This is a genomic window from Stenotrophomonas sp. PS02298 (genome assembly GCF_029959445.1).
Taxonomy (GTDB): Bacteria; Pseudomonadota; Gammaproteobacteria; order Xanthomonadales; family Xanthomonadaceae; genus Stenotrophomonas.
Genome location: NZ_JASCOR010000197.1, coordinates 1 through 7,101, shown reverse-complemented (window position 1 = coordinate 7,101; position 7,101 = coordinate 1). Strand labels below are relative to the sequence as shown.

Sequence of the window (7,101 nt, the reverse complement as noted above, 5' to 3'; positions counted from 1 at the left end):
GCCATGCTCGGCAGAAGCTCTACCGGTAAACCCCCCTGCCGAGCATGGCTCGGCACTACCCCTGCTCGCTCCTGCTGCACAGCGCCGCACGGCGATGCCGCTATCATCGGCATCAGGACTTCACCGAATGACTGCCGTGCGCTCAAGCTACCTGCTACCGCTACTCCTCCTCGCTGCCGGTTCGGCTCGCGCCCAGCCCACCATCGACCTGCCTGCCCTGATCGAATGCCGGCAGAGCGTCAGCGAGTTCGCCGCATTGGCACCGATCGTCAATGACCCGCTGAAAGCGGTAGCGTTGGGCTGGCGGCCCTTGCCGCAGGGCAACCTGTTCATGGCCGAGTACATGTTGAACACCCCGATCACGGTGTTCGGGCACAGCGCCGACCACATCGCCATGGCCGGCGGCACCATCATCGTCATCCTCGACATGCCCGATCCGCGCCCGCTGGCCAAACAGCTGGAGCTGGAGACCGGCTACGACGCACCAGACAAGTTCATGGCCGGCCGCGAGCTGGTCAGCCGCGATGTCAACGACGCCAAAACAGGCGAAGCGCTGATTGAATCGGTGATCCTGGGCGTGTCCACGGTCAAATCCCACCCGGGCAAAACCCTGGCCGGCTGCACCTACAGCCTGGACCTGCCGGCCGAAGGAGAAGCCCCACCTGCGCCAGCCAAACCGGCCGATACCCCGGCCGATGTACCGCAGGTAGCCCCCAGCGTGCAGACCCCCAACCCACCGGCGGCCTGAGCAGGCGACGGCAAACATCCTGCTAGACTTGCAGGCACCGCCCGGCCTGCCGGGTGCAGTCAAACCAAGAGATGTCTGAAGACGACAGTAGTACCTCGCCCGAGAACGGTGAGAAGAAACGCAGCTGGTTGGAGCGCCTGGGTTCGGCGTTCTCCAGTGAACCCCATACCCGCGACGAGCTGGTTGGCATCCTGCAGACGGCACAGCAGGACGGCCTGATCGCCGCAGACACCCTGCGGATGATGGAAGGCGCCATTTCGGTGGCCGAGCTAACCGTCGGCGACGTGATGATCCCGCGCTCGCACATGGTGTCCTTGCCGGTGGACCGGCCTTTCATCGAGCTGATGAAGCAGGTGGTCGATTCCGGCCACTCGCGCTTCCCGGTGCACGGTGAGAACAAGGACGACATCCTCGGCATCCTGCTGGCCAAGGACCTGCTGCGCGGCGTGGTCGCCGACAACAGCCACGCCAGCGTGCGCGAGCTGCTGCGTCCGGCGGTGCTGATCCCCGAATCGAAGAAACTCAATGTGCTGCTCAAGGAGTTCCGGCTCTCGCGCAACCACATGGCCATCGTGGTCGACGAGTACGGCGGCGTTGCCGGCCTGGTAACCATCGAGGACGTGCTGGAGCAGATCGTCGGCCAGATCGATGACGAGCACGACGAGACCGAAGACCACACCTCGCAGATCGCCATCCTCGCCGATGGCCGTTATGTGGTGGATGCGCTGACCACCATCGGCGACTTCAACGAGCGCTTCGGCGCCGAGTTCTCCGATGACGATTACGACACCATCGGCGGCCTGGTCACCGAGGCCGTCGGCCATCTGCCGGAAATCGGCGATGAGCTGACCCTGGAGCGCTTCGTGTTCCGGGTGGCCAAGGCCGATGCACGCCGCGTGCAGGCCTTCCACGTGACCATCCTGCCACCTGAAGATCAGGACGAAGCTTGATCACCTTGCGCCTGCCGCGGCTGCTGTCCGCGTTTGCGTCGTTGTTCCTGCTGCTGGCCGCGATGGCCAGCAGCGCACAACCTGTCGCCAACCAACCCAGCGAAACCAGCACACAACCAGCACCACGTATCGGCGTGGTGACCATGCTGCCGGGCGAAGTGTTCTTCGAACGCTTCGGCCATGACGCCCTGGTGGTGCTGGACCCGGCAAGCGGGCAGGCAACGTCGTATAACTTTGGCTTCTTCGACCCGTCCGAGCCGGATTTCATCGGCAACTTCGTGCGCGGCAAGATGATGTATTACCTGGTCGCACTGCCGCTGGAGCAGGACCTGGCGCAGTACGAAAGTGTTGGGCGCGGGGCAAACATCCAGTGGCTGGACCTGCCGCCCGCACAGGCACAGGCGCTGGCTGATGCACTGGCCGAACGCGCCAAGCCAGAGAACGCGCGCTACCGCTACGACTACTTCACCGCCAACTGCGCCACCATGGTGCGCGACAGCCTGGACCAGGCCATGGGCGGTGCCCTGCAATCCCAGCTGGCCGGCCGTTCGCGTGGCAACAGTTACCGCAGCGAGTCGGTACGACTGGCCTCGCCTTCGCCGTGGATGTGGCTGGGCTTCGACATCGGCCTGGGCCCGAATGCCGACCAGCCGCTGTCGCGCTGGCAGGAAGCCTTCGTGCCCATGCGCCTGGCCGACAGTCTGCGCGAGGTACGCAACAGCGAAGGCCGCCCGCTGGTACAGGCCGAACAGGAATTGCTGCCGCAGCGCCTGCCACCCGAGCCAAAGGAAAAGCAGCGCTCCTGGTGGCCGTGGCTGCTGGTCGGACTTGTCGTTGCCGCTGCGCTGTATGCCGCACGCCGCAAGCCGCGCCTGATCGGCGGATTCACGCTGCCGTTCTGGCTGTTCTGTGGCGTCGCCGGTGGCCTGCTGACCTTCCTGTGGGGCTTCAGTGAGCATCAGGCTGCATGGGCCAACCGCAACCTGTTGCTGCTCAGCCCGCTGGCCCTGCTGCTGCTTCCCGGCGCATGGAGCCTGCTGCGCGGGCGCCAACCGCGCGCCTGGTTCCGGGTCGTCCTGTGGCTGATGACCGGGATTGCGCTGCTGGCGCTGCCGCTGCATTGGCTGTCACTGCAAGCGCAGTTCAACATGCAGTGGATCGTGCTGCTGCTGCCCATCCACCTCACACTGGCGTTGATCCTGGGGCGCCGCAGCTTGGCGTCAACGGCCAGCTGAGGCACGATGCCGGGATGACTACCGGCATCACTCCAACTCCCGTCCAGGCCAACCCAGCCTGCGTGATCAATTGCACTTGGTACGGCGCCGACGGCACTCAGCGCCCGCTCGACCTGGACAGCATCAGCGACGTACTTGCCGATGATGCCAAGGGCTTCGTCTGGGTCGGGCTGTACGAGCCCAGCGACGCCATCCTGGACAAGGTGCAGGAAGAATTCGACCTGCACCCGCTGGCGATCGAAGACACCCGCAAGGCGCACCAGCGGCCCAAGATCGAAACCTACGGCAACTCGCTGTTCGTAGTGGTGCACACCGCCCAGGTCGTGGATGAGCGCATCCGCTACGGCGAAACCCATGCCTTCCTCGGCCCGCGCTTCCTGGTGACGGTGCGCCACGGCGCGTCGCTGTCGTATGCGCCGGTACGCGCGAGACTGGAACAGGAACCCGAACTGCTGGCGATGGGCCCTTCGTTCTGCCTGTACTCGGTGCTGGATGCGGTGGTGGATCATTACCTGCCGATCACCGACAGCTTCCGCGACACCCTGGACCTGCTGGAAAAAAACATCTTCGCCGACACCTATGAGCGGCGCACGGTGATCCGCCTGTACGAACTCAAGCGCGAGCTCAACAAGATGCGTCTGGCGGTTGCGCCGCTGCAGGATGCCCTGGCCCAGCTGCAGCGCAACCAGGCACAACTGATCAACGAGGAAGTGCGGCTGTACCTGCGCGACGTGCAGGACCATGCCGCCCGCGTCAACGACGCCATCGATACCTTGCGCGAAATGCTGGGCACCGCGCTGAACGTCAACCTCTCACTGGTGACGTTGGCACAGGGCGAGACGGTCAAACAGCTCGGTGCATGGGCAGCGCTGTTGGCCGCGCCAACCCTGGTCACCAGCTGGTACGGCATGAACTTCGCACACATGCCGGAACTGGCCGGGCGCTTCGCCTATCCGCTGCTGATGCTCGGTGTCGGCGTGATCTGCGTGGTGCTGTACCGCCTGTTCAAACGTTCCGGCTGGCTTTGACCAGCTACCCAGTCTTTCCTGAGAGCAACCATGCAGCACGACCACGCCAATCCCGCCCGTCGCAGCTTCCTGCGCAACACGCTGATCGCCAGCGCCGCCGCACTCCCCCTGTCGCAGATCGCGTCTGCACAGACTGCAACCGATTCCGACAACGCCCTGCCCGAATCCATGCGCCCCCTGAAATCGGTCGCTGCGCAGGTGGTACCGATCGGAAACGACGAGCGCATCGCGCGCGTGGCCAAGGCCCAGCGGCTGATGGCCGAGCACGGCATCGATGCCGTGTTCATCGGTGCTGGCAGCTCGCTGACCTATTTCACCGGCATGCGCTGGTGGGACAGCGAGCGCCTCACCGGCGTGATCCTGCCGCGCAGGGGCGAGCCGGTCTACGTGACACCGGAGTTCGAGCGCGTGCGCACGCTGGAGCAGATCAAGCTCGGCAACGATGTGCGCGGCTGGCAGGAAGATGAGGACCCCTACGCCCTGGTCGCCAAGGTGCTGCGTGACATGGGCCATGCCACCGGCACCTTGGGCATGGAAGAAGCCGTGCCCTACTTCCGCGCCAAAGGCATTGCCGACGCCCTGCCGCAGGCCAAGGTGGTACCGGCATGGCCGGTGGTATCGGGCTGCCGCCGGGTCAAGAGCGCGGCCGAGCTGGCATTGATGAAGCTGGCCAATGAAGCCACCCTGGCGGTGTACGAAGCGGTGTGGAAGGCCTTGAAGCCCGGCATGACAGAGCAGGACATCAGCGGCCTGCTGGCGATGGCATACGCGCGCACGGGCTTGCAGGGCGATGCCAGCGTCAACGTCGGCAAGTACACCGCTTCCCCGCACGGCTCGGACAGGCCACAGCACCTCGTCGAAGGCACACCGATCATCTTCGATGGCGGTTGCCGTGCCGGTGGCTACACCAGCGACATCACCCGCACCGTGGTGCTGGGCCAGCCCGATGACGAGATCCGCAAGGTGTTCGACATCGTGTTGAAGGCACAAACGGCGGCATTGAACACCGCACGTCCGGGCGTGGCGATGGGCGATGTGGATGCGGCTGCACGCAAGGTGATCAGCGATTCCGGCTATGGCCCGGACTACCGCTATTTCAGCCACCGTCTCGGCCACGGCATCGGCCTGGACATGCACGAATGGGATTACTTGGTGCGCGGCAACACCCATCTGCTGGAACCGGGCATGACCTTCAGCGACGAACCCGGCATCTACATCCCGGATCGCTTTGGCGTGCGCCTGGAAGACATCCTCTACGTCACCGAGGATGGCGCGGCACTGATGACCCCGCAGAGCAGGTCCATCGACCAGCCGTTCGGTTGATGAGAGCGGCTGCGCGGTTTGTGGGAGCTGCGTAAGCCGCGAAGCCACCTCAGCATCAGAGGCGACAGAGCCTACCCCTCCCCAACCCTCCCCTTCGCTACGCGAAAGGGAGGGAGCTGCATCCGTAGTGCCGAGCCATGCTCGGCAGGGGCTTTACCAGCAGCCCATGTGGGAGCGGCATAAGCTGCGAAGCCAGCGATGCTCGAAGCGCTTCAAGAGCCTGCAATCCGCTTCACTGCAGTTGCTGGCTTTCGTGGGCGCGTAGGGATTGCCAGCTTCGCGGCTCACGCCGCTCCTACAAGCTCGGCGTCAGGCCACATAGACTGTTTTGATGTTCATGAACTCATGAATACCCGGCCCAGCCAGCTCGCGCCCGAAGCCCGAGCGCTTGGTCCCGCCAAACGGCAGCCGCGCGTCGCTCTTCACCACTGAATTGACGAAGGCCGCGCCGCATTGCAGCTGCACCGCGACGTTCTCGCCGCGCAGCACGTCACGGGTCCACACGCTGCCGCCCAGACCGAAGCTGGTGTCATTGGCGACACGCACGGCCTCGGCCTCGTCCTTGACCCGGATGATCGCCGCAACCGGCCCGAACAGCTCTTCGTCGTAGGCCGGCATGCCGGGCCCGACGTTGTCGAGGATCGTCGCCTCGTAACCCGCATTGCTACCGGCCACCGGCGAACCGCCCAGCAATACCTTTGCACCCTTGTCGATGCTGCCGCGCACCTGCTTGTGCAGCTCATCGCGCAGGTCAGCGCGCGCCATCGGCGCGAGCGTGCTCGCCTCATCCTGCGGATCACCGTAAACACGTGCCTGAGCAGCTTCCACATAGCGCTGCACGAACGCATCAGCAATGGAGTCGACCAGGATGAAGCGCTTGGCCGCAATGCAGGTCTGGCCAGCATTGTCGAAGCGCGACTTGACCGCTGCCGCAGCCGCCAGATCCAGATCAGCGTCATCCAGCACCACGAAGGCATCGCTGCCGCCGAGTTCCATCACGCACTTCTTCAGCTGGTCACCGGCATTGGCCGCAATCGACCGCCCTGCCCGCTCACTGCCGGTCAGCGTAACTGCCTTGATCCGCCGATCACGCAGCACGTCTGCGGCCTGATCGTTGTCGATATGCAGTACATCGAATACGCCTTCCGGAATGCCCGCGGCGGCAACCACGTCACGCAACAGGTCGGCGCAGCCAGGAACATTACTGGCGTGCTTGAGCAGGGCGACGTTGCCGGCCATCAAGCCCGGCGCGAGGAAGCGGATCACCTGCCAGATCGGGAAGTTCCACGGCATCACCGCCATCACGCAGCCGATGGGCTGGTAGATGACGTAACTGCGCTGCGCTTCGGTGGGGATCGGCTGTGGCTTCAGATAGTCGGCAGCGTGGTCGGCGTAGTACTCGCAACCGGCGGCGCTCTTCTCGATCTCGGCCAAGGCCTCGCGGCGCAGCTTGCCCATCTCGGCGGTCATCACGCGCTGGATCTCGTCGCGGCGTTCGCGCAGGCCGGCTGCGACCTTGCGCAGATGGTCACCACGCTGCTCCAGCGACAATGCCGACCACTGAGGGAATGCCGATTCAGCTGCGGCCAGTCGCTGCTCGATGCCAGCAGAAGTCAGCAGCTCAACCGTGCGCACGATCTCGCCATTGAAGGGATTGATAGTCTGATACGACGCCATGGATTCACCTGCATTCAACGAATGCAGGGATGGTAGCGCCGCGAATGTTGCGCGCAGGTAAATCCCAAGCAGCCCTGTAGTGCCGAGCCATGCTCGGCAGGGGCTTTACCAGCAACCCTTTTGTAGGAGCGGCGTCAGCC

At 64.6% G+C, this 7,101-nt stretch carries 6 protein-coding genes; 5 read left to right on the top strand and 1 reads right to left on the bottom strand.

Annotated elements, in window-relative coordinates:
• Nucleotides 1–127: 127 nt before the first annotated feature.
• From QMX78_RS19165 to QMX78_RS19145, 5 genes are all read left to right on the top strand, one after another.
• The gene (locus QMX78_RS19165) at nt 128–748 is read left to right on the top strand and encodes a hypothetical protein (protein WP_282272564.1); all 621 of its coding nucleotides are present in this window, start codon (nt 128–130) and stop codon (nt 746–748) included.
• A 71-nt stretch (nt 749–819) separates the two neighbouring features.
• The gene (locus QMX78_RS19160) at nt 820–1,698 is read left to right on the top strand and encodes a transporter associated domain-containing protein (protein ID WP_282272562.1); all 879 of its coding nucleotides are present in this window, start codon (nt 820–822) and stop codon (nt 1,696–1,698) included.
• 62 nt (nt 1,699–1,760) lie between these two features.
• Nucleotides 1,761–2,933, top strand: a complete 1,173-nt coding sequence (locus QMX78_RS19155; protein WP_282272566.1) for a DUF4105 domain-containing protein — start codon at nt 1,761–1,763, stop codon at nt 2,931–2,933.
• A gap of 14 nt (nt 2,934–2,947) precedes the next feature.
• On the top strand, nt 2,948–3,961 hold the full coding sequence (locus QMX78_RS19150; RefSeq protein WP_282272560.1) for a magnesium and cobalt transport protein CorA: 1,014 nt from the start codon (nt 2,948–2,950) through the stop codon (nt 3,959–3,961).
• 30 nt (nt 3,962–3,991) lie between these two features.
• Complete coding sequence (locus QMX78_RS19145) at nt 3,992–5,284, top strand: Xaa-Pro peptidase family protein (protein ID WP_282272558.1); 1,293 nt, start codon at nt 3,992–3,994, stop codon at nt 5,282–5,284.
• A 309-nt stretch (nt 5,285–5,593) separates the two neighbouring features.
• On the opposite strand, the gene QMX78_RS19140 is transcribed toward QMX78_RS19145, so the two are convergent.
• Nucleotides 5,594–6,961, bottom strand: coding sequence for an NAD-dependent succinate-semialdehyde dehydrogenase (locus QMX78_RS19140; RefSeq protein WP_282272556.1), 1,368 nt, complete (start codon nt 6,959–6,961; stop codon nt 5,594–5,596).
• Nucleotides 6,962–7,101: the final 140 nt, after the last annotated feature.

Excerpts from the sequence above, each read along its gene's own strand:
- QMX78_RS19165 (WP_282272564.1), top strand. The coding sequence starts at position 128 with ATGACTGCCGTGCGCTCAAGCTACCTGCTACCGCTACTCCTCCTCGCT.
- QMX78_RS19160 (WP_282272562.1), top strand. The coding sequence starts at position 820 with ATGTCTGAAGACGACAGTAGTACCTCGCCCGAGAACGGTGAGAAGAAA.
- QMX78_RS19155 (WP_282272566.1), top strand. The coding sequence starts at position 1,761 with ATGGCCAGCAGCGCACAACCTGTCGCCAACCAACCCAGCGAAACCAGC.
- QMX78_RS19150 (WP_282272560.1), top strand. The coding sequence starts at position 2,948 with ATGACTACCGGCATCACTCCAACTCCCGTCCAGGCCAACCCAGCCTGC.
- QMX78_RS19145 (WP_282272558.1), top strand. The coding sequence starts at position 3,992 with ATGCAGCACGACCACGCCAATCCCGCCCGTCGCAGCTTCCTGCGCAAC.
- QMX78_RS19140 (WP_282272556.1), bottom strand. The coding sequence starts at position 6,961 with ATGGCGTCGTATCAGACTATCAATCCCTTCAATGGCGAGATCGTGCGC.